The organism is Citrobacter sp. Cpo074 (assembly GCF_030332745.1).
Classification (GTDB): domain Bacteria; phylum Pseudomonadota; class Gammaproteobacteria; order Enterobacterales; family Enterobacteriaceae; genus Citrobacter; species Citrobacter portucalensis.
Window position 1 is genome coordinate 1 of sequence record NZ_JAOWHG010000030.1, and the last position, 20,110, is coordinate 20,110.

A 20,110-nucleotide genomic window follows, 5' to 3' on the forward strand; every position below is an offset into this window, starting at 1 on the left:
TCCATCGCGATTGGGTGGATCAGGGTAACAACCATTTTGATGTTGTCGCCCGGCATTACCATCTCTACGCCTTCCGGCAGTTCGATGGTACCAGTCACGTCAGTAGTACGGAAGTAGAACTGCGGACGGTAGCCTTTGAAGAACGGAGTATGACGGCCGCCTTCGTCTTTGGACAGAATGTACACTTCAGATTCGAACTTGGTGTGCGGCTTGATAGAGCCCGGCTTAGCCAGTACCTGACCACGTTCGATTTCTTCACGTTTGATACCACGCAGCAGAACACCAACGTTCTCACCAGCACGGCCTTCGTCCAGCAGTTTGCGGAACATTTCAACGCCAGTACAGGTAGACTTAGCAGTCTCTTTGATACCAACGATTTCAACTTCTTCACCAACTTTGATGATACCGCGCTCTACACGACCGGTAACAACGGTACCACGACCGGAGATGGAGAATACGTCTTCGATAGGCAGCAGGAACGGCTTGTCAATCGCACGCTCTGGTTCTGGGATGTAAGAATCCAGGAAGCCAGCCAGTTCGATGATTTTCGCTTCCCACTCTGCTTCGCCTTCCAGCGCTTTCAGAGCAGAACCACGAACGATCGGAGTGTCGTCGCCCGGGAAATCGTACTGAGACAGAAGTTCACGAACTTCCATTTCTACCAGTTCCAGCAGCTCTTCGTCATCAACCATGTCGCATTTGTTCAGGAACACGATGATGTACGGAACGCCTACCTGACGACCCAGCAGGATGTGCTCACGAGTCTGCGGCATCGGGCCGTCAGTCGCAGCAACAACCAGGATCGCGCCGTCCATCTGCGCAGCACCGGTGATCATGTTTTTAACATAGTCGGCGTGGCCCGGGCAGTCTACGTGTGCGTAGTGGCGAGTCGGGGTGTCATATTCAACGTGAGAAGTGTTGATGGTGATACCACGAGCTTTTTCTTCCGGCGCGTTATCGATCTGGTCGAATGCACGAGCAGCACCGCCGTAGGTTTTAGCCAGTACGGTAGTGATTGCAGCGGTCAGGGTAGTTTTACCGTGGTCAACGTGGCCGATGGTGCCGACGTTAACGTGCGGTTTTGTACGTTCAAATTTTTCTTTAGACACGGCTATATTCCTTACTATAGTGCTCTCCCCTATGGAGAGAGCACGGGACTTAGGTTTTAATCCTGTGGATTATTTACCACGGGCTTCAATAACGGCCTGAGCAACGTTGTTCGGCGCATCGTCGTACTTCAGGAACTCCATGGAGTAAGAAGCACGGCCTTTGGTCAGAGAACGCAGCTGGGTTGCATATCCGAACATTTCAGACAGCGGAACTTCAGCATGGATAACAACGCCAGTGACGTTGGATTCCTGACCACGAAGCATACCACGACGGCGGCTCAAGTCACCGATTACGTCACCGGTGTTCTCTTCCGGAGTCTCTACTTCAACCTTCATGATAGGCTCAAGCAGAACTGGTTTCGCTTTCTTAAAGCCATCTTTGAAGGCGATAGAAGCGGCCAGTTTAAACGCCAGCTCAGAGGAGTCAACGTCATGGTAAGAACCGAAGTGCAGACGCACGCCCAGATCAACAACCGGGTAACCAGCCAGCGGGCCAGATTTCAGCTGTTCCTGGATGCCTTTATCAACGGCCGGGATGTATTCGCCAGGAATTACACCACCTTTGATGTCGTTGATGAACTCGTAGCCTTTCGGGTTTGAACCCGGCTCCAGCGGGTACATGTCGATAACAACATGACCGTACTGACCGCGACCACCAGACTGCTTAGCGTGTTTACCTTCGATATCGGTAACTTTCGCGCGAATCGCTTCGCGGTAAGCAACCTGAGGTTTACCTACGTTCGCTTCAACGTTGAATTCACGCTTCATACGGTCAACGATGATGTCGAGGTGCAGCTCACCCATACCAGCGATAATGGTCTGGTTAGATTCTTCGTCAGTCCATACGCGGAATGACGGGTCTTCTTTAGCCAGACGGCCCAGAGCCAGACCCATTTTTTCCTGGTCAGCTTTGGTTTTCGGTTCTACCGCGATGGAAATTACCGGCTCAGGGAATTCCATACGTTCCAGAATGATCGGGTGATCCGGGTCACACAGAGTGTCACCAGTGGTCACGTCTTTCAGACCGATTGCAGCAGCGATATCGCCCGCGCGAACTTCTTTGATCTCTTCACGTTTGTTAGCGTGCATCTGTACGATACGGCCGAAACGTTCACGTGCAGTTTTCACGGAGTTCAGGATGGTGTCACCGGAGTTAACCACACCAGAGTACACGCGGAAGAAGGTCAGGTTACCCACGAACGGGTCAGTAGCGATTTTGAATGCCAGAGCAGCAAACGGCTCGTCATCGCTAGCATGACGCTCAGCAGGAGTATCTTTACCGTCGTCCAGAATACCGTTGATCGCAGGTACGTCTACTGGGGATGGCAGGTAATCAATTACCGCATCCAGCATCGCCTGAACACCTTTGTTCTTGAACGCAGAACCACAGGTTACCAGGATGATTTCGTTGTTCAGAACGCGCTGACGCAGAGCTTTTTTGATCTCTTCTTCAGTCAGTTCTTCACCACCCAGGTATTTCTCCATCAGCTCTTCTGAAGCTTCTGCAGCGGACTCGATCAGGTTCTGGTGCCATTCTTCAGCCAGTTCCTGCATGTCAGCCGGGATATCTTCATAAGTGAAGGTTACGCCTGCATCTTCTTCGTTCCAGTTGATGGCTTTCATTTTCACCAGGTCAACAACACCGGTGAACGCTTCTTCAGCGCCAATTGCCAGCTGCAGCGGAACAGGGTTCGCGCCCAGACGGGTTTTGATCTGACCAACAACTTTCAGGAAGTTCGCACCCATACGGTCCATTTTGTTAACGAACGCAATGCGCGGAACTTTATATTTGTTTGCCTGACGCCATACGGTTTCAGACTGAGGCTGAACACCACCAACTGCGCAGTAAACCATTACTGCACCATCAAGCACACGCATGGAACGTTCTACTTCGATAGTGAAGTCAACGTGCCCCGGGGTGTCGATGATGTTTACGCGATGCGGTTCATACTGCTTAGCCATACCAGACCAGAATGCAGTAGTCGCTGCGGAGGTGATAGTAATACCACGTTCCTGCTCCTGCTCCATCCAGTCCATGGTGGCTGCGCCGTCATGAACTTCACCGATTTTATGGTTTACACCGGTGTAGAACAGAATACGTTCGGTAGTAGTGGTTTTACCGGCGTCGATGTGCGCACTGATACCGATGTTACGGTAGCGCGCGATGGGTGTTGTACGAGCCATTTGATTCCTCGTTTATCTTTTAGGCGTTCAATTTAAGTAGCCCAAAGCGGGCTGCTTACTAGAAGCGCCCGCCTGGTGACTAAAACTCCGAAGGGATTACCAACGGTAGTGTGCGAACGCCTTGTTGGCTTCTGCCATACGGTGAACGTCTTCACGTTTCTTAACTGCAGTACCTTTGTTTTCTGCAGCATCAGAAAGTTCGTTCGCCAGGCGCAGAGCCATGGATTTATCACCGCGTTTACGAGCAGCTTCAACGATCCAACGCATTGCCAGAGCATTACGACGGACCGGACGGACTTCAACTGGTACCTGATAAGTAGAACCACCAACGCGGCGAGACTTAACTTCGACAGTCGGGCGCACGTTTTCGAGAGCTACTTCGAAAGCTTCCAGTTCGTTTTTACCAGAACGCTGAGCCAGGGTCTCCAGCGCGCTGTATACGATAGTTTCGGCAGTAGATTTTTTACCATCTACCATCAGGATATTTACAAATTTAGCCAGCAGTTCTGATCCGAACTTCGGATCCGGCAGAATTTTACGCTGACCAATGACGCGACGACGTGGCATGGAAATACTCCGTTGTTAATTCAGGATTGTCCAAAACTCTAAGAGTTTAGTTTGACATTAATATAAAACGTTTGGCCTTACTTAACGGAGAACCATTAAGCCTTAGGACGTTTCACGCCATACTTGGAGCGTGATTGCTTACGGTCTTTAACGCCGGAGCAGTCAAGCGCACCACGAACGGTGTGGTAACGAACACCCGGGAGGTCTTTTACACGACCGCCACGGATCAGGATCACGGAGTGCTCCTGCAGGTTGTGACCTTCACCACCGATGTAGGAAGTCACTTCAAAACCGTTAGTCAGACGAACACGGCAAACTTTACGCAGTGCGGAGTTCGGTTTTTTAGGAGTGGTAGTATATACACGAGTACATACGCCACGTTTCTGCGGGCATGCTTCCAGCGCAGGCACGTTGCTTTTTGCAACTTTGCGTGCACGTGGTTTGCGTACCAGCTGGTTAACTGTTGCCATTAAATAGCTCCTGGTTTTAGCTTTTGCTTCGTAAACACGTAATAAAACGACCTCATACAATATGAGGACGCAGAATTTTAGGTCGGTGTCGAAAAGGTGTCAAGAAATATACAACGATCCCACAATTACCAGGACATCTGGCTGGGATGCTTCACCGTAAGTCTGACGAAGTCAGTATAGCTAACCCTGACGACACTGTCTGAAATTTGACCACTCAAACCGCGAGCCTTAATGTCTTCTTCCAGTACATAGACCTTAATGGAGGCATTTTGCAGACTTTCAAGGAAACGGCTGCCTTCGATTGCCGCCGTCACACCATCCTGGAGCAATAAAAGCTCATCGTCTTTATCTACCAGGCGAAGAAGAGAGGAGAAATCGGTAAGCCACGCGGAGCGATGTAGTGTGTGCAGCATGAGAGTCTCAAAACCTTAAAATGACGTCAAAGTTGCCTAACTCACGGCGTAAATCTTCCGGTTCAAGCGCTGTCGCATCGACCACAAAATTAACCCCCTGCTGAAGGCCCCGCTCGCGTAATGAAGCGGCGCACAGCCAACATTGATCGATATCGTACAACCCTAACAGCTTGAAGGTTGCGATATAGTCTCGCGCCAGCACGGCATCCGGTTGTTGTCCCTGGAGGATTTGAAAGACGCCATCGCCGATAAAAAACACGCCGAGGTCTTCCGTTAATGCAGATGTCGCTAGCAATGCATCTAATCCTTCACGGCCAGATGCGCTGCCATGCGGCACGGTAGAAAAGACAAAAGCAACACGTTTCATCAGAACTGCACCACGCGATCGCAGGTCAGGGATGCCTCAGCCAGCGATCCAAGCCCGCTGAGGTTAAAACCTGATTGTAAATTAGCCCCTGCCAGTCCCAGACGCTTTGCCTCAGTTTCATCAACAACGCCGCGACGCAACGCCGCCGCCACGCAGATATTCAGCGTTACACCATGCTGTTGGTTCAGCTGTTGCCAGGCCCGCACCAGATCATATTCATCACTGGCGGGTGAAGTCAGTAAGTTGGCGTTATATACACCTTCTCGATAGAAAAAGACGCTGCATAACTCATGCCCTTCTTCGAGAAGCGCATGAGCAAATTGCAACGCGCTGCTCGCCTGCTGCGTGCCATAAGCAGGCCCTGTCACCATGATGGCAAAACGCATTACTTGTCTTGCCCCTGGAAATCGCCGCTTTTGAACTGACGAATATAGAGGTAGACCGTATGTTTGGAGATGTTCAGCCGATCGGCGACCTGATTGATGGCATCTTTAATATCGAAGATGCCTTTCTCATATAAATTCAGGACGATCTGGCGGTTCTTCGCGTTGTTGGAAACATTGCGATCGGCATTCACTTCTTCGATCGTGAATTCCAGCGTCTGGGTAACCAGATCTTCCACCGAAGAAGCGAAGTTGACGGCAGAGCCCACTTCCGGGGTTTCCGGTGGGATAAAGGTATTCATTATCTGCGAGAAAGGAACATCAAGGTTCATGTTGATGCACAGCAGACCAATCACGCGATGCTCACGGTTGCGAATGGCAATCGTCACCGACTTCATCAAGACACCGCTTTTCGCACGTGTGAAGTAACACTTCGACACGCTGCTATCCGCACCCGTCATATCATGCAGCATACGCAACGCAAGGTCAGTAATCGGTGAGCCAATTTTACGGCCCGTGTGTTCACCGTTAGCAATGCGGATGGCCGAGCATTTCAAATCCTGCAAAGAGTGCAATACGATTTCACAATGGGAACCAATGAGCATCGCCAACCCGTCCACTACCGCTTCGTAGGATTTGAGGATATCGAAGTCGGTTTGATCGAAAGGACGTTGATCCAGCAAATCTAGCTCACTGGTTTCGTTGGTTAAAAGCGACCTGGACATGAAAAAAAGCACTCCTTTTCAGGAGCCTGTCGTTATGTTGTCAGGGCAGGCTCATCACTATTATAGGGGCATCTAAAGTAATACAGCGCACAAGGCGCTTTCCAGTATTAATTATATCCTGTCGATAATAAAAAACCGCCGCCCTGTGGGCGGCGGTTTCTGTTAGCTTATTTTTTGCTGCTGTCGGCAGCTTTATCTGCCGGTGCAGCATCTGGCTGCGCGTCAGCTTTCGGTGCCGGTTTGATGTCTAACAGTTCAACATCAAAGACCAGCGTAGAGTTGGCCGGAATACCCGGGACGCCCGTTTTACCGTAAGCCAGATCCGGTGGGATAACCAGCTGGATTTTGCCGCCTTTCTTGATGTTTTTCAGGCCTTCAGTCCAGCCAGGGATGACACCGTCAAGACGGAAAGACAGCGGCTCACCACGGGTGTAGGAGTTATCAAACTCTTTACCATCGATCAGCGTACCTTTGTAGTTAACTACCACGGTATCGCTGTCTTTCGGTGCAGCGCCAGTACCTTCTTTCTCTACTTTGTAGACCAGGCCAGTAGAAGAGGTTTTAACGCCTTTCTCTTTAGCAAATTTCTCGCGGTAAACTTTACCTTTGGCTTCGTTGTCAGCCGCGTCTTTTTCCATTTTCGCCTGAGCGGAGCTCTTCACGCGCGCTTCAAACGCCTGCAGAGTTTGTTCGATTTCCTGGTCAGACAGTTTGCTCTTGTCTGCAAACGCATCCTGAACACCAGCGATCAGCTGATCTTTATCCAGTTTGATGCCCAGTTTTTCCTGCTCTTTCAGAGAGTTTTCCATATAACGACCCAGGGACGCGCCCAGCGCGTAAGCGGCTTTTTGGTCGTCATTCTTGAATGCTGCTTTGCTGTCAGCAGTAGCGGCTGGTTTCGCAGCATCAGCAGCGAAGGTGATCGGGGCATGCAGAGCAACAGCCATTGTGGTCGCCAGCAGCGTTACTTTAAACAGTGATTTCATCCATATCTCCAGGGCCGGGGCATCTCACCCCAGGGTTAGCTAACATAAAAATGTACTATAAAGCGTTGCAGAACAAATCAACATACAGGCACGCCCTATTATCACCACTTTTCAGACTCTTTTTGTTTAAATTAGTTTCGTTACCGAAGATTGAGTGCTGTGCAAACAAGCAAAGTTAAGTAGAATTCGCCGCAGTCCGCGATCTGCCGGAGAAAAAAGAAAGAGGTGAATCATGCAGGATACAACAATGGAAACTCGCCTGGCTGAACTGGAAAGTCGCCTGGCATTTCAGGAGATCACCATTGAAGAGCTCAACGTGACGGTGACCGCGCATGAACTGGAAATGGCCAAACTGCGCGACCATCTGCGTCTGCTGACGGAAAAGCTCAAAGCAACGCAGCCGTCCCACATTGCATCGCAGTCTGAAGAGACCCCACCGCCACATTATTGAGACGTAAAAAAAGCGGGGATATCCCCGCTTTTTTGTGCCGGATGACGACGTAAACGTCTTATCCGGCCTACGGTAGGCCTGATAAGCGTAGCGCCATCAGGCAATCATACCGATCAGTGGCAACCGCAGCCGCCGCCGTTACCTTTACCGCCACCGCCGCAGCAGCCTTCGCCGCCGTGCTCGTGACCATGGTCGTGACCGTGGCCGTGACCACCGCAGCAACCGTCATGACCGTGGTCATGATCGTGGTCGTGACCGTGCGCACCGTGAACGTGGCCGTGAGCCAGTTCTTCTTCGGTCGCTTCGCGGATAGCAACAACTTCTACGTTGAATTTCAGATTCTGGCCAGCCAGCATGTGGTTACCGTCAACCACAACGTGGTCGTCTTCCACTTCGGTAATTTCTACCGGTACTGGACCCTGGTCAGTTTCAGCCAGGAAACGCATGCCAACCTGCAGTTCGTCAACGCCCATGAAGACGTCTTTAGGAACGCGCTGCACCAGGTTTTCGTCGTACTGACCGTATGCGTCGTTTGCGCCAACAGCAACATCGAATTTGTCGCCAACTTCATGACCGTCCAGCGCTGTTTCCAGGCCAGAAATCAGGGAACCGTGACCATGCAGGTAGTCCAGCGGTGCACTCACCGGAGACTCATCAACCAACACACCGTCTTCTGTACGTACCTGATAGGCCAGGCTGACCACCAGGTCCTTTGCTACTTTCATGATATCTCCTGAGCATGGAAAGAATAGTGGCGCAGATTGTAGCGGAATTCTGCACCCGTGTACCCTCTAGCTTAAAAAAAGCTGCGCCATATCGCTAGTCCGGATGAAAAATCCCGATCACTTGCTCTTCTTTGCGAACGTGCTCGCGCGCCTCTTTATCTGCTTCCCGCATCTGATGACCGCACTTAACACACTCAACAATATCGATATTATTTTCGCGCCACATCGCCAGCGTATCCTGCGACTGGCAGGACGGACATTTTGCACCTGCGATAAAACGTTTACGAATTGCCATGGTTATCCTCTACTCAAATTCATCCCAGCCATCCAGCTGACGTCGCTCTTGCTGCATCTCTCGTTGGAAAATTTCCTCCAGCTCGCGCCGGGCTTCCCTGGCTCGAGAGATTTGTACCGTATCTGTATGCATGGGGATCAGCTCCCGCAGCATGCGCATATCCAGCCGCCGAAAATGAAGCTGAGCGCGCTGAGCCTGGTGCGGATGCATTCCCAGTGTAACCAGCGTCTTACGCCCCAACTCCAGCGCACTGGAGAACGTTTCGCGGGAAAACTGCGTCACACCAGCCTGTAATAACTCATGCGCCTCTACACGTCCGCGCGCTCGCGCAAGAATATGCAAATGCGGAAAATACTGTTGGCACAGTTCCACCAGTTTCATGGTGTCTTCAGGCTCATTACAGGTAATAACAATAGATTGCGCCGCCTCTGCCCCTGCGGAGCGCAACAGTTCCACCTGCGTGGCATCACCGTAATAAACCTTATAGCCATATTTACGCATCAGATTCACCGCGCTGATATCCCGCTCCAAAACGGTAATGCGCATTTTATTGGCCATCAACAGGCGACCAATAACCTGACCAAAACGCCCAAACCCCACCACAATCACCTGCGGTTTATCATCTTCCACCCAGGGTTTTTCGTCTTCCTCATCCGTGCCGTTAAACTGGCGAGAGAGCCATTTATCAATCAACTTCATCACCAGCGGCGTGGTCATCATCGACAGCGTGACGGTCACCAGCAACAACGCCATTTGGTCGCCCTGAAACAGCCGTTGCGAGGATGCCGTTGAAAACAGCACGAAAGCGAATTCACCACCCTGACTTAAAACCCCGGCAAATTGCATCCGTTCAGAGCTTCTCATGCCGTTAAGACGTGCCAGCACATACAGCACCAGCATTTTTACGACCACCAGCACGATCACGCTCGCTGCCACCCACAGAATATGGGTGTAGAGCACACCGAGGTTGAGCGACATGCCAACGGAGATAAAAAACAGCCCGAGCAACAGGCCTTTAAACGGATCGATTGCCGTTTCCAGCTCATGTCGGTATTCGCTTTCCGCCAGCAGCACGCCCGCGATAAACGTTCCCAGCGCCATTGACAGCCCCAGCGCATCCATAAATAAAGCAGAACCCAGCACCAACAGCAGCGTGGCAGCGGTGAACACTTCCCGCACGCCAGAATCCGCAATAAAGCGGAAAACCGGACGCAGCAAATAGCGACCGCCAATCAGCATGCCGGCAAAGGCCAGCACCTTCATTCCCACTTTGATCCAGTCAAAATGTTCGTCAGCAGAACCCGCTAGCAGCGGAACCAGTGCCAGCGCGGGGATCACCGCCAGATCCTGAAACAGCAGCACCGAAAAACCCAGTTGTCCGGATTCACTGCGGTTCATGCCTTTTTCGCGCATTAACTGTAGCGCCATAGCGGTCGATGACATCGCCAGACCAATGCCGCCAACCACTGCCGCCTGCCAGGAGAACGCAGTGAGCATCAATAATCCGGCCAGCACCACCGCGCTCAGCATCACCTGCGCGGCACCGACGCCAAAAATTGAACGCCGCAGTTGCCACAGTTTGGCGGGATTAAGTTCCAGCCCAATGATGAACATCAGAAAGACTACGCCCAGCTCAGAAAAGTGCAGGATTTCATCCACATCGCTGATAAATCCTAATCCCCACGGGCCGATAGCAATACCCGCTAGCAAGTAACCCAGCACCGGACCAATACCCAGCTTTGAGGCCAGGGGAACTGCAGCCACTGCCGCGAAGAGGAACAACACTCCCGCTGTCAATAAATCAGAACCTTCCATCAGCGGCCTCCCACAGGGATCGGATTCGCCAGCCAGTCACCATACGCTTTCGCATGGCTGTCCAGCTCCTGCTTCGTTTGCCGTCTGGCCCAGTAAACGATAATTGGGCTCAGCCAGTGCATGCGGCACATACCGGCCGTTAGCTCGAAAGGACGCAGCACATCGCTCATTGGATAACGGTTTAGCGCGTCATAGCGGTAGGCACTTTCCGGTTCTCCGGTAGTGATAACGCTACGCCAGTACTTTCCCGCCAGTTGATTCCCTCCGGGACCGCTGGCAAATCCGCGGCTCAGTACGCGGTCAAGCCATTCCTTTAACAGCGCCGGACAGCTATAGGTATAGAGTGGGTGCTGAAAAACAATCACATCATGCTCACGCAGCAGCGCCTGTTCATGCGGAATATCGATAAAAAAATCAGGATAGTGCGCGTAAAGGTCGTGCACGGTAACATTGCTGAGCTGCATGGCCGGTTTAAGCAGAACACGGTTCGCGACCGAGTCCTGAGATTCCGGATGGGCATACAGCAGCAAGACTTTCGCTGGCTGGAACATCATCCCCCTCCCGGTTTTGTCTTTTGTCTATTTTCGACGTTTTGGGCTACCATTGCGCCTCGGTGCGGCAAACGGCCCGCACATTACATTATCATAATGATAAATTAACATAGTCTGAACATACGGCGCCTTATGATTGTTTTCTCATCGTTACAAATTCGTCGCGGCGTGCGCGTCTTGCTGGACAATGCCACGGCCACCATTAATCCAGGGCAGAAGGTTGGCCTGGTGGGTAAAAATGGCTGCGGTAAATCTACCCTGCTGGCATTGCTGAAAAATGAACTCAGCGCCGACGCTGGAGGATTTACCTATCCGGGAAACTGGCAGCTCGCGTGGGTGAATCAGGAAACGCCTGCGTTGCCACAGCCCGCGCTGGAGTATGTCATTGACGGCGACCGCGAGTATCGTCAACTGGAAGCGCAGTTGAACGACGCCAACGAACGTAACGATGGACATGCCATTGCCACCGTCCATGGCAAGCTGGATGCCATCGACGCATGGACCGTGCGCTCACGCGCCGCCAGCCTGCTGCATGGCCTCGGCTTCTCCAACGAACAGCTTGAGCGCCCAGTCAGCGACTTCTCCGGTGGCTGGCGTATGCGTCTCAACCTGGCCCAGGCGCTGATTTGCCGTTCAGACCTACTGCTGCTCGATGAACCCACCAACCACCTCGATCTCGACGCGGTGATCTGGCTGGAAAGATGGCTGAAAAGCTATCAGGGCACGCTGATTTTGATCTCCCACGATCGCGACTTCCTCGATCCGGTGGTGGATAAAATTATTCATATCGAACAGCAAACCATGTTCGAGTACACCGGCAACTACAGTGCGTTTGAAATCCAGCGTGCGACCCGCCTCGCACAGCAACAGGCAATGTACGAAAGCCAGCAGGAGCGCGTGGCGCATCTGCAAAGCTATATCGATCGTTTCCGCGCTAAAGCAACGAAAGCAAAACAGGCGCAGAGCCGTATCAAAATGCTGGAACGCATGGAGCTGATTGCCCCAGCGCACGTGGACAACCCGTTCCACTTCAGCTTCCGTGAGCCGGAAAGCCTGCCAAACCCGCTGCTGAAGATGGAAAAGGTTAGCGCTGGCTACGGCGATCGCGTCATTCTCGATTCGATCAAACTGAATCTGGTGCCGGGTTCCCGCATCGGCCTGCTCGGTCGCAACGGCGCGGGTAAATCGACACTGATTAAGCTGCTGGCCGGCGAACTGGCCCCAATCAGCGGTGAGATTGGCCTGGCGAAAGGCATCAAACTGGGCTACTTCGCGCAGCACCAGCTGGAGTTTTTACGCGCCGATGAATCACCCATTCAGCATCTGGCACGCATGGCGCCGCAGGAACTGGAGCAGAAACTGCGTGACTACCTGGGTGGATTCGGCTTCCAGGGCGATAAAGTCAGCGAAGAGACACGCCGCTTCTCCGGTGGCGAAAAAGCGCGTCTGGTACTGGCGTTGATCGTCTGGCAGCGCCCTAACCTGCTGCTGCTCGATGAACCAACCAACCACCTGGACCTGGATATGCGTCAGGCGCTGACCGAGGCGCTGATCGATTTTGAAGGCGCGCTGGTTGTCGTCTCGCACGACCGTCACCTGATCCGCTCCACCACCGACGACCTCTATCTGGTACACGACAAGAAAGTCGAGCCGTTTGATGGCGATCTGGAGGATTATCAGCAGTGGCTGAGCGATGTCCAGAAACAGGAAAACCAGGGCGACGAACCGGCGAAAGAGAGCGTTAACAGCGCCCAGGCGCGTAAAGACCAGAAGCGCCGCGAAGCGGAACTGCGCTCCCTGACGCAGCCGCTGCGTAAAGAGATTACCCGTCTGGAAAAAGAGATGGAGAAACTGCACGCACAGCTGGCGCAGGCGGAAGAAAAACTCGGCGACAGCGAACTGTACGACCAAAGTCGCAAAGCCGAACTTACCGCCTGTTTGCAGCAGCAGGCCAGTGCGAAATCCGGGCTGGAAGAGTGTGAAATGGCCTGGCTGGAGGCTCAGGAACAGCTTGAGCAGATGCTGGCCGAGTAGTCATCATTGCCGGATCCGACGCCAACACGTCTCATCCGGCATTTTTGTTGAATTATCCCTGTGTCGCCAGACGCTGGCGGATTTCTTCGAAATGCTCGCGGTTAAACAGCTTGCCGTTGAGAAAACGAGTTTTCAGCTCCCCTTCCTGCTCTTGCTCCCAGGTCTGTTCGTCATGCAGACGCAGTTCCCCTTGCTCATCACGTGTGACGCGAAGCAGACCACGGGCTGAACGTTTCAGACCATTATCAGTTTTCGGTTCTTTAAAAATCGTCCGGCCTTTGCCGTCGACTTCTCCCCACGTCGCTTTCATCGCAAAACCAAAGGTGTCACGTGTGTTGTATTGATAAGTAAAAGAACCAACGCCAAACACGACGTTTGAACTGGCAAATCCTTTCGCTTCCAGACGACGCAGGATCTCATTCGCTCGCTCAAGGGTGATGGAGTCGCCATAAATCAGTCCGACATGCGGGTCGAGCACCTTGTAACCTTTGGCGTTAATCGTGCCGCCAAAAATCTCCCACAGCACTTCCACGGACCCTTTCTCCTGAGCGGTACGATCGCTGCGGGTATCCTCATCTGCACCAGTACCACACAGGATCTCAACCGGGTTGCCGCTATCCGGACGAAATACCACCCGACCTTCACGCGCCAGAATGATGTTCTTCAGTTCGTGGGTATATTCCGTCAGCACCTGCCAGTAGTCCCAGGTATCAGAGACTATCGATACAAATCCTTGCGGGTAGAGATCGGCAATCAGGCGGCGGAAGGTTTCAATCTCATGCTCGCGCTCACCCATACACATCACGCTGTGTTCGGTAGCCGGAATGCTGGCGCCGATAAAATAGGGCTCGCCGTCGGTGTAGTAATCGCGGGCGTACAGCAGAGATGGAATACTGTCGGTCCCTTTAAAGCTCAACAAATGCCCACTGCCCGCCTGCATGGTGTCCTGTAATCCGGACATACCGCGAAATGAAAAGTCATGGCACTGGAAGTCAAGGTGCGTCAGGTCGCTACAGGTTTTCTCTGCCCAGCGAGCGCAGATTTTGCGGTAGTGGTGGGCTATCGAGGCATTTGTTGACGCCTTCCACAGCTCCGCCGACAGCACGGTCTCCAGATAATTCACCAGCCAGAAAAACTCGGGTTGGGTGTTGATGATAGTTAAAACCGGTACCGCCATCGGGACTTTGCTGCCTTCATCCAGCGCCTTGATGTGCAGCGGCAGATAGCCCAACTGATGCAGTGCACGAATATGGTCCACCGCCACCGCATCTTTGCCCAGATAGCTGTCCATGACCTGTTTGTATTCGCTGACCACCTCGTCTTCCGGACGGGCAAAGAACGCCTCATTAAACAGGTCGACTAAAAACCACTGCATAAAACCCTGCAGGCCGAAGAATACCAGTTTGCCATCCGCCAACGGCGAGGAGAAAAAGCGATCGCTGCGCGGGGTAAAGTTGGAATACACGCGATGGGTACCCTGCGGATACTGTACGCGATGAGAAACTTTGTAGCCGTCGATAGCCAGAATCGGGTTCATTTTCATAATCAGTCTCTCCCTCAGGCGCGGTAAATCGCGTCAATATCGATAAGCTCAAGCTGCGGATGTACCAACGCTGGGGCAGCTAAAGAGGTGGTGGTGTAGATAACGTCAATACCGTTTGCAAACAGGTGATCAACGCCCTTAGAAAAGATACCGTGGGTGACATACAGGCTGACACTGCGGGCGCCAGCATCACGTAATACTTGTGCAGAGCCTATAAACGTACCGCCTGCGTCACACAGATCGTCAACAATCAGTAGATCCCTACCCCTGACGTCTCCGGCCAATAACGCAAATCCCGTCAGGCTGCCGCTTGCCACATCACGTTTTTTGCTCAGGATGGCGTACTGCTCCACACCGGCTACTCTGGCTACAGCATCAATCTTCTTCAGCGATCCCGCATCGGGAGCAACCAGCATCAGCGCGTGTTGCTGAAACAGCCGCGATAATGACGCGCTTTGCATCAGGCAGACCTCCTGGGGGATCGCCACAAAGTTGTCGATTGCCGCCGCCGCCGCATCGCTGTGCGGGTCGAGCACGTTGACCTTGTCAAATTTCAACGTATTGAGCTGACTGGCGAAGACTTTCAGCGCAAAGCTGTCACCCGATACCATATGTCTGTCCTGACGCGCCCACGGCAGCCAGGGGAGGTCGAGATGGCTGATCAGTACATCGGTCTGATGACGTACCGCCTCAACCAGTTGCGCCAGCAGCATAAAATCGTTCATATCGCGCATAGCCGTGGCACGGATGCGCATCAGGCGAGCAAAGGTTGGCAACGCATCGGTGACTTTTAACCAGACAGCACCATCAGGAAAAACACCGCTGGCAACGGCATAGGTCTGGTCGTCCAAAGTTAGTGTCAATTTTATGTTCATCGCGCTCACCCCTCAATTATGTCCCTTCGACACAATTAATAATGTCCCTGTGACACATATTAAGCAAGCATAAAATGAATTATTTTTAAGCCGTGAGCTAATCCACTGATAAGAAATGAGAAAAAACGAACCTTGCCCCCCGGTGTCGGGCTGGTACACTTGTCAGCGTTACAAATCATCGTGAGTACCTTATGACCACCGAAGCCGACTACCTGAATCAGTACGACGCCAGCCGCTTCCCTTCACCTCTGGTGACGGTAGATAGCGTGTTATTTACCCTGCATCAGCAGGCGCTGTGCGTATTACTGGTCGAGCGGGCAAACCAGCCGCAAAAAGGGCGTTGGGGATTACCCGGCGGCTTTATTGATATCGAAAACGATGATTCAACCCGCGCCACCGCGCTGCGCAAACTCACCGAAAAAACAGGCGTTTCGCCTTCGTGGCTGGAACAACTGGATACCTTTTCCGGCCCTGATCGTGACCCGCGCGGCTGGAGCCTGACGGTCACCTGGTTTGCACTAATCGCCTGGGTAGACTGCGCGCCCCATATCGCCAGCGTCAGCAATGCCCGTTGGGTGCCGGTTGATGAACTGAAAAACTATTCACTCGCGTTTGATCACGAGAAAATTATTACCGCGGCGCTACACCGCTTACGGCAAAAAACGATGTACTCGCTCCTGCCCGTATACTGCTTGCCGGAAACATTTACCCATGGGCAACTGCTCGAAGCCACTGAGGTGATCCTCGGCCAGTCGATCCAGCGTAAAAGTCTGATTCGTCGCTTTGAAGCGTCAGGAATGTTTGAAGATACCGGAGAAAGCGTGGCGACAGGGACGCGTAAAGCCCGCCTGTGGCGACGTAAACCCAACGTCGATTTTCATCTTTTCTCGCGTAACCTGCTGACTGACTAGCGACAAAATCACATATTGGCTAACCCGCACGCGCTGTGCGCGGTATAGTTATTCTTTCCGATTATTAATTGCTCCGGTGTTATGGTTGAAATCACGTCCACAGAAATGACCCCACCTACCGACGATTCGCGAGAATTCCGCCCGATGCGCGGTATCAGTAACCGCCATCTGCAGACGATGCTGCCGCGTTTAATTCGCCGCAAGGTGAAGTTCGACGCCCACTGGCAGCGTCTGGAATTGCCTGACGGTGATTTCGTCGATCTGGCGTGGAGCGAAGATCCGCAACAGGCGAAACACAAACCGCGCCTGGTGGTTTTTCACGGTCTGGAAGGCAGTCTGAACAGCCCCTACGCACATGGCCTGATTGAAGCAGCACAAAAGCGCGGCTGGCTGGGTGTGGTAATGCATTTTCGCGGTTGCAGCGGCGAACCCAATCGTCTGAACCGTATTTATCACTCCGGTGAAACAGAAGATGGCACCTGGTTTTTACACTGGCTGGAGCGTGAGTTCGGTCGCGTACCGACCGCGGCGGTAGGTTATTCACTCGGTGGAAACATGCTGGCTTGCCTGCTGGCAAAAGAAGGCAACGATATTCCGATAGATGCGGCGGTTATCGTTTCTGCACCTTTCGTGCTGGAAGCCTGTAGCTACCATATGGACAAGGGCTTCTCCCGGGTCTACCAGCGCTACCTGCTCAATCTGTTGAAAGCCAATGCCTCACGGAAGCTTGAAGCTTATCCAGGTTCGCTGCCGGTGAGTCTGGCCCAGTTGAAATCTTTGCGCCGCATTCGCGATTTTGACGATCTAATCACCGCCAAAATTCACGGTTTCGCCGATGCTATAGACTATTACCGCCAGTGCAGCGCCATGCCGTTGCTCAATCGGATAGCCAAACCAACGCTGATTATCCATGCGAAAGACGATCCGTTTATGGATCATCATGTGATCCCGAAACCGGAAAATCTGCCCTCACAGGTGGAGTACCAGCTTACTGAACACGGCGGCCACGTCGGATTTATAGGTGGCACGGTGCGCCGTCCTGAGATGTGGCTGGAATCAAGAATCCCGGACTGGCTGACAACGTATCTGGAGACGTCATCATGATTATCCCCTGGCAAGATATCTCCCCGGACGCGCTGGACAATTTGATTGAAAGCTTTGTCTTGCGCGAAGGCACCGATTATGGTGAACATGAACGCTCGCTCGAACAAAAAGTCGCCGACGTCAAACGCCAACTACAATCAGGTGAAGCCGTGCTGGTGTGGTCTGAACTGCATGAAACGGTCAACATTATGCCGAGGAAGCAGATTCACGAGTAATCCGTAGCCGCCGGCCGACTTTGCTATAATTACAACCATTTCATGGAGTTGTTATGTCTGCCAAACATCCGGTGATTGCGGTAACAGGATCCAGCGGCGCGGGGACCACCACCACCAGCCTCGCGTTTCGTAAAATTTTCGCGCAGTTAAATCTGCGCGCCGCCGAGGTGGAAGGTGACAGTTTTCATCGCTATACCCGTCCGGAAATGGACATGGCGATTCGCAAAGCGCGCGATGCCGGGCGGCATATCAGCTATTTTGGCCCCGAAGCTAATGACTTCGGCTTGCTGGAACAAACCTTCATCGAATACGGTCAGACGGGCAAAGGCCAGTCGCGAAAATATCTGCACACTTACGATGAGGCCGTACCGTGGAACCAGGTTCCGGGGACATTCACGCCCTGGCAGCCGCTACCTGAACCGACGGATGTACTGTTCTACGAAGGGCTGCACGGCGGTGTCGTCACCCCACAGCAAAACGTGGCCCGGCATGTCGATCTGCTGGTTGGCGTGGTGCCTATCGTAAACCTGGAATGGATCCAGAAGCTGACCCGCGATACCAGCGAGCGTGGACATTCGCGTGAAGCGGTGATGGACTCGGTGGTACGTTCAATGGACGATTACATCAATTACATCACACCGCAGTTTTCCCGGACGCATATTAACTTCCAGCGCGTACCGACCGTCGATACCTCCAATCCCTTTGCCGCTAAGAGCATTCCATCACTGGATGAAAGCTTTGTCGTGATTCATTTTCGTAACCTGGAAGGGATCGATTATCCCTGGTTACTGGCCATGCTGCAGGGCTCATTCATTTCCCATATCAATACGTTAGTCGTACCTGGCGGCAAGATGGGTCTGGCGATGGAATTGATTATGCTGCCGCTGGTACAGCGACTGATGGAAGGTAAGAAGATCGAGTGATGTGGTCTTTTGCCGGATGGCGGTTGATGCCTTATCCGGCCTACGCGTTTATATCCTGTAGGCCTGATAAGTGTAACGCCATCAGGCATGGCATCACGCAGCAGCAACCACTTCATAGGAATGGGTAATATTCACTGCCTTTTCCAGCATCAACGCCACGGAGCAGTATTTTTCCGCTGAAAGATCGACGGCGCGGGAGACAGACGCATCTTTGAGATCGTTACCCGTTACGATGAAATGCAGGTTGATGTGGGTAAACAGGCGCGGCGCTTCATCACGACGCTCTGAAGTCAGCTTCACTTCGCAGTTGGTCACATCCTGACGACCCTTTTGCAGGATCGATACCACATCAATTGCGCTACAACCGCCAGCAGCCATTAATACCATTTCCATCGGGCTCGGCGCTTTATCACCGGAGTTACCGTCCATCAAAATTTGGTGGCCAGAGGCGGACTCACCGAGGAAGGTTAACCCCTCAACCCACTTTACACGCGCTTGCATATTTCGTAACTCCAATGTTTCAATTTTCCTGACAGATTACGCGCACATAACAATTCTCGCAACGGAAGGCGACCTGCGTCATGCTGAAGCGAGACACCAGGAGACACACGGCGAAAGCTATGCTAAAACAGACGGGATGCTACAGTAATACATTGACGTACTGCATGTATGCAGAGGACATCACATTACAGGCTGCAGTATATTTTTGACAGCCCCTTTCCCAGGTAGCGGGAAGCATATTTTTGCAAACCCAGAGGCAGCGTCGTTTTCTGGCTCTGGAGACAGCTTATAACAGAGGATAACCGCGCATGGTGCTTGGCAAACCGCAAACAGACCCGACTCTCGAATGGTTCTTGTCTCATTGCCATATTCATAAGTACCCATCGAAGAGCACGCTGATTCACCAGGGTGAAAAAGCGGAAACGTTGTATTACATCGTTAAAGGCTCCGTGGCAGTGCTGATCAAAGATGAAGAAGGGAAAGAAATGATCCTTTCTTATCTGAATCAGGGCGATTTTATTGGTGAATTAGGCCTCTTCGAAGAAGGTCAGGAACGTAGCGCCTGGGTACGTGCCAAAACCGCATGTGAAGTCGCTGAAATTTCCTACAAAAAATTTCGCCAATTAATCCAGGTCAACCCGGATATTCTGATGCGCCTGTCTTCTCAGATGGCTCGTCGTCTGCAGGTCACGTCTGAAAAAGTGGGCAACCTTGCCTTCCTCGACGTAACCGGTCGTATCGCGCAGACTCTGCTGAATCTGGCGAAACAGCCTGATGCGATGACCCACCCGGACGGCATGCAGATTAAAATCACCCGTCAGGAAATCGGCCAGATCGTTGGCTGCTCCCGTGAGACCGTCGGTCGTATTCTGAAGATGCTGGAAGATCAGAACCTGATCTCCGCACACGGTAAGACCATCGTCGTCTACGGCACGCGTTAACCCCATCGAAGTGGCGCGTTAC

The 20,110-nt window shown here is 52.6% G+C and carries 22 protein-coding genes and 1 pseudogene; 7 read left to right on the top strand and 16 right to left on the bottom strand.

Going from position 1 to position 20,110, the window contains the following annotated elements:
• From tuf to fkpA, 9 genes are all read right to left on the bottom strand, one after another.
• Positions 1–1,109: elongation factor Tu (gene tuf, locus OGX83_RS12850; RefSeq protein ID WP_286588197.1), on the bottom strand; the 1,109-nt coding region annotated here is incomplete at its 3' end.
• A 69-nt stretch (positions 1,110–1,178) separates the two neighbouring features.
• Positions 1,179–3,293 (bottom strand): elongation factor G, encoded by a 2,115-nt coding sequence (gene fusA / locus OGX83_RS12855; RefSeq protein ID WP_003023659.1) that lies wholly within the window; start codon positions 3,291–3,293, stop codon positions 1,179–1,181.
• A 96-nt stretch (positions 3,294–3,389) separates the two neighbouring features.
• The gene (gene rpsG, locus OGX83_RS12860; RefSeq protein ID WP_003023657.1) at positions 3,390–3,860 is read right to left on the bottom strand and encodes a 30S ribosomal protein S7; all 471 of its coding nucleotides are present in this window, start codon (positions 3,858–3,860) and stop codon (positions 3,390–3,392) included.
• Positions 3,861–3,955: 95 nt separating this feature from the next.
• Positions 3,956–4,330: a 30S ribosomal protein S12 gene (gene rpsL, locus OGX83_RS12865; RefSeq protein ID WP_003023654.1), complete on the bottom strand. Its 375-nt coding sequence runs from the start codon at positions 4,328–4,330 to the stop codon at positions 3,956–3,958.
• Between the two features lie 125 nt (positions 4,331–4,455).
• Positions 4,456–4,743 (bottom strand): sulfurtransferase complex subunit TusB, encoded by a 288-nt coding sequence (gene tusB / locus OGX83_RS12870; RefSeq protein ID WP_008786292.1) that lies wholly within the window; start codon positions 4,741–4,743, stop codon positions 4,456–4,458.
• A gap of 7 nt (positions 4,744–4,750) precedes the next feature.
• Positions 4,751–5,110 (bottom strand): sulfurtransferase complex subunit TusC, encoded by a 360-nt coding sequence (tusC, locus tag OGX83_RS12875; RefSeq protein ID WP_003827771.1) that lies wholly within the window; start codon positions 5,108–5,110, stop codon positions 4,751–4,753.
• Positions 5,110–5,496 (bottom strand): sulfurtransferase complex subunit TusD, encoded by a 387-nt coding sequence (tusD, locus tag OGX83_RS12880; protein WP_008786293.1) that lies wholly within the window; start codon positions 5,494–5,496, stop codon positions 5,110–5,112. The genes tusC and tusD overlap by 1 nt, the downstream gene beginning before the upstream one ends.
• Complete coding sequence (locus OGX83_RS12885) at positions 5,496–6,218, bottom strand: helix-turn-helix transcriptional regulator (RefSeq protein ID WP_003023643.1); 723 nt, start codon at positions 6,216–6,218, stop codon at positions 5,496–5,498. The genes tusD and OGX83_RS12885 overlap by 1 nt, the downstream gene beginning before the upstream one ends.
• Before the next feature lie 167 nt (positions 6,219–6,385).
• Complete coding sequence (fkpA, locus tag OGX83_RS12890) at positions 6,386–7,204, bottom strand: FKBP-type peptidyl-prolyl cis-trans isomerase (RefSeq protein ID WP_003827768.1); 819 nt, start codon at positions 7,202–7,204, stop codon at positions 6,386–6,388.
• A gap of 232 nt (positions 7,205–7,436) precedes the next feature.
• Between fkpA and OGX83_RS12895 the strand changes: the two genes are divergently transcribed.
• Positions 7,437–7,655 (top strand): protein SlyX, encoded by a 219-nt coding sequence (locus OGX83_RS12895; RefSeq protein ID WP_003023639.1) that lies wholly within the window; start codon positions 7,437–7,439, stop codon positions 7,653–7,655.
• A gap of 113 nt (positions 7,656–7,768) precedes the next feature.
• Here OGX83_RS12895 and slyD read toward each other — a convergent pair whose 3' ends face one another.
• The 4 genes from slyD to kefG all read right to left on the bottom strand — a co-directional run bounded on the left by slyD (position 7,769) and on the right by kefG (position 11,041).
• Positions 7,769–8,380: a peptidylprolyl isomerase gene (slyD, locus tag OGX83_RS12900; RefSeq protein ID WP_008786294.1), complete on the bottom strand. Its 612-nt coding sequence runs from the start codon at positions 8,378–8,380 to the stop codon at positions 7,769–7,771.
• 94 nt (positions 8,381–8,474) lie between these two features.
• A complete protein-coding gene (locus OGX83_RS12905) occupies positions 8,475–8,675 on the bottom strand; it encodes a YheV family putative zinc ribbon protein (protein ID WP_003023632.1) in 201 nt (66 codons plus the stop codon).
• Positions 8,676–8,684: 9 nt separating this feature from the next.
• Positions 8,685–10,490: a glutathione-regulated potassium-efflux system protein KefB gene (gene kefB, locus OGX83_RS12910; protein ID WP_003827759.1), complete on the bottom strand. Its 1,806-nt coding sequence runs from the start codon at positions 10,488–10,490 to the stop codon at positions 8,685–8,687.
• On the bottom strand, positions 10,490–11,041 hold the full coding sequence (gene kefG / locus OGX83_RS12915) for a glutathione-regulated potassium-efflux system ancillary protein KefG (protein WP_286588244.1): 552 nt from the start codon (positions 11,039–11,041) through the stop codon (positions 10,490–10,492). The genes kefB and kefG overlap by 1 nt, the downstream gene beginning before the upstream one ends.
• Before the next feature lie 132 nt (positions 11,042–11,173).
• Between kefG and OGX83_RS12920 the strand changes: the two genes are divergently transcribed.
• Positions 11,174–13,075 (top strand): ABC transporter ATP-binding protein, encoded by a 1,902-nt coding sequence (locus OGX83_RS12920; protein ID WP_003827754.1) that lies wholly within the window; start codon positions 11,174–11,176, stop codon positions 13,073–13,075.
• Positions 13,076–13,127: 52 nt separating this feature from the next.
• Here OGX83_RS12920 and OGX83_RS12925 read toward each other — a convergent pair whose 3' ends face one another.
• Together OGX83_RS12925 and prs are read right to left on the bottom strand one after the other, a co-directional pair.
• Positions 13,128–14,618 carry a nicotinate phosphoribosyltransferase gene (locus tag OGX83_RS12925; RefSeq protein ID WP_286588199.1) on the bottom strand — a complete coding sequence of 497 codons (1,491 nt, stop codon included), beginning with the start codon at positions 14,616–14,618 and terminating at the stop codon, positions 13,128–13,130.
• A gap of 14 nt (positions 14,619–14,632) precedes the next feature.
• Complete coding sequence (prs, locus tag OGX83_RS12930; protein ID WP_286588201.1) at positions 14,633–15,493, bottom strand: ribose-phosphate diphosphokinase; 861 nt, start codon at positions 15,491–15,493, stop codon at positions 14,633–14,635.
• Positions 15,494–15,684: 191 nt separating this feature from the next.
• Between prs and OGX83_RS12935 the strand changes: the two genes are divergently transcribed.
• The 4 genes and pseudogenes from OGX83_RS12935 (at position 15,685) to OGX83_RS12950 (ending at position 18,646) form a co-directional block, all read left to right on the top strand.
• Complete coding sequence (locus OGX83_RS12935) at positions 15,685–16,404, top strand: NUDIX domain-containing protein (protein WP_008786298.1); 720 nt, start codon at positions 15,685–15,687, stop codon at positions 16,402–16,404.
• A gap of 35 nt (positions 16,405–16,439) precedes the next feature.
• Positions 16,440–17,508, top strand: a pseudogene (locus tag OGX83_RS12940) (hydrolase).
• Positions 17,505–17,723 carry a YheU family protein gene (locus OGX83_RS12945; RefSeq protein ID WP_003023615.1) on the top strand — a complete coding sequence of 73 codons (219 nt, stop codon included), beginning with the start codon at positions 17,505–17,507 and terminating at the stop codon, positions 17,721–17,723. Before OGX83_RS12940 ends, OGX83_RS12945 begins: the two are co-directional and overlap by 4 nt.
• 53 nt (positions 17,724–17,776) lie before the next feature.
• Complete coding sequence (locus OGX83_RS12950) at positions 17,777–18,646, top strand: phosphoribulokinase (RefSeq protein ID WP_008786301.1); 870 nt, start codon at positions 17,777–17,779, stop codon at positions 18,644–18,646.
• A 93-nt stretch (positions 18,647–18,739) separates the two neighbouring features.
• Here OGX83_RS12950 and OGX83_RS12955 read toward each other — a convergent pair whose 3' ends face one another.
• Positions 18,740–19,147 (bottom strand): OsmC family protein, encoded by a 408-nt coding sequence (locus OGX83_RS12955; RefSeq protein WP_003827750.1) that lies wholly within the window; start codon positions 19,145–19,147, stop codon positions 18,740–18,742.
• Positions 19,148–19,455: 308 nt separating this feature from the next.
• On the opposite strand from OGX83_RS12955, the gene crp reads away from it, so the two are divergent.
• The gene (gene crp, locus OGX83_RS12960) at positions 19,456–20,088 is read left to right on the top strand and encodes a cAMP-activated global transcriptional regulator CRP (RefSeq protein WP_000242758.1); all 633 of its coding nucleotides are present in this window, start codon (positions 19,456–19,458) and stop codon (positions 20,086–20,088) included.
• Positions 20,089–20,110: the final 22 nt, after the last annotated feature.